The organism is Escherichia sp. KTE52 (assembly GCF_000408325.1).
In the GTDB taxonomy this organism is placed as follows: domain Bacteria; phylum Pseudomonadota; class Gammaproteobacteria; order Enterobacterales; family Enterobacteriaceae; genus Escherichia; species Escherichia marmotae.
This window is the reverse complement of record NZ_KE138681.1, coordinates 1-1,295: the sequence shown is the minus strand read 5'-3', so window position 1 is coordinate 1,295 and position 1,295 is coordinate 1. Positions and strand designations below refer to the sequence as shown.

The 1,295-nt window shown below is 41.9% G+C and carries 3 protein-coding genes; 1 reads left to right on the top strand and 2 read right to left on the bottom strand.

Features of this window, described 5'->3' with window-relative positions:
* The first annotated feature begins 87 nt into the window (after positions 1 to 87).
* The gene (locus tag A1SC_RS0122695; RefSeq protein WP_032141559.1) at positions 88 to 327 is read left to right on the top strand and encodes a SymE family type I addiction module toxin; all 240 of its coding nucleotides are present in this window, start codon (positions 88 to 90) and stop codon (positions 325 to 327) included.
* A 48-nt stretch (positions 328 to 375) separates the two neighbouring features.
* Here A1SC_RS0122695 and A1SC_RS00025 read toward each other — a convergent pair whose 3' ends face one another.
* Together A1SC_RS00025 and A1SC_RS26130 are read right to left on the bottom strand one after the other, a co-directional pair.
* Entirely contained in the window at positions 376 to 756 is a 381-nt protein-coding gene (locus A1SC_RS00025) for a hypothetical protein (RefSeq protein WP_000792598.1), read from the bottom strand.
* Between the two features lie 2 nt (positions 757 to 758).
* On the bottom strand, positions 759 to 1,295 hold a 537-nt coding region (locus tag A1SC_RS26130), incomplete at its 5' end, for an RHS repeat-associated core domain-containing protein (protein WP_016263051.1).

Below are 1,295 nucleotides of genomic sequence, written 5' to 3'. Positions count from 1 at the left end.
CAGCAGCCGGTTGAACGGCACCACGCTGTTTTCTGCCGTGGCCCTTTCCCCCGCACGCCTCCCCAGCAGGTTTCCCGCCGCGTCGTACTGCCAGCGCGTTATCTACCCAACCACAGCGACACGCCGGTGATCAAAATCAGCGCCAAATGGCTGAGAGAAGCGGGATTTGAGATCGGCACGGGCGTTACCGTGAAGATCTCGGAGGGTTGCCTGATCCTGCTTGCGGATAACAACGAAGTACAGGAACTGCGGCAGGAACTTTATCAGGTTAAACAGGCTGTTAAGGGGATGCGGGACGGGATGTTTAGTGTGCTGAACGAGAGTTAAAAAATAAAAAGCCGGGAAGATTTAATTTCTTACCCGGTTTTTTATTATTCAAGAACAATACAAATGAATTTGTTCCTCATCTATATAAATAACATATTCTGATTCATTAGGAGAAACAGGTGATATCAAAAAACATCTTACATCATTTATAGTGAAAGATTCATTTAAAAAAGAAATTAAATCGTTCTTTTTTGATATAAACACACGACCTTTAAATATCTTACGTTTCCCTTTACTGGCGATGAGGTTATGTGCAATATAATAATCATCAAAAGAAAGTTCACTATATAATTCATTCAGATTGTCAAATGAATGTTTAATTGTTCCTTTCTCAAGAATATTTAACATTTTCCAAAAAATAAACTCCTCTGCCTCATTTGACGGAAACTTTTGTTTTGTAAGCAAATCGAACGAATATTTATTTTTCATGATTAATTAGGGATGTCATAGAATATATGACCATCCGTCCCATTATTGTACCATTTTATATGAGGTGAATCGCCAAAACCACCTTCCGGCCCCATATGTTGCTCGTATCCTTTAGGATATTTTGGAACGCCATCAGGACGAGCACTTTGCGTATGTGCTTTATAACGATTCATATTACCCTGTGCTTCTTGTAAGAAAGCTTTTGCATCAGTGCTAGATTGGACTTTTACCTGGAATTTCTCGCCCCTAGATAAAGCAGCTTGCATATCCTTAATAGCTTGATTCCACGCTTTAGAACCACGGACTAGTGGAGTCATTTCCGACGCTTTACCGGAAAGTTTGCCACTATAAGATGATTTACAGGACAGACCTAATGGGTCGATCCATGACAGTGGATTCGGCGCATAAGCATATAAATTTAATCCGCCCCTTAAACCTATCGGGTCCGTTACTATGAACCGCCCGACATCCGGATCATAGTAACGGTGCAGATTGTAGTGCAGCCCCGTTTCCCTGTCGAGGTACTGTCCCTGGTAACG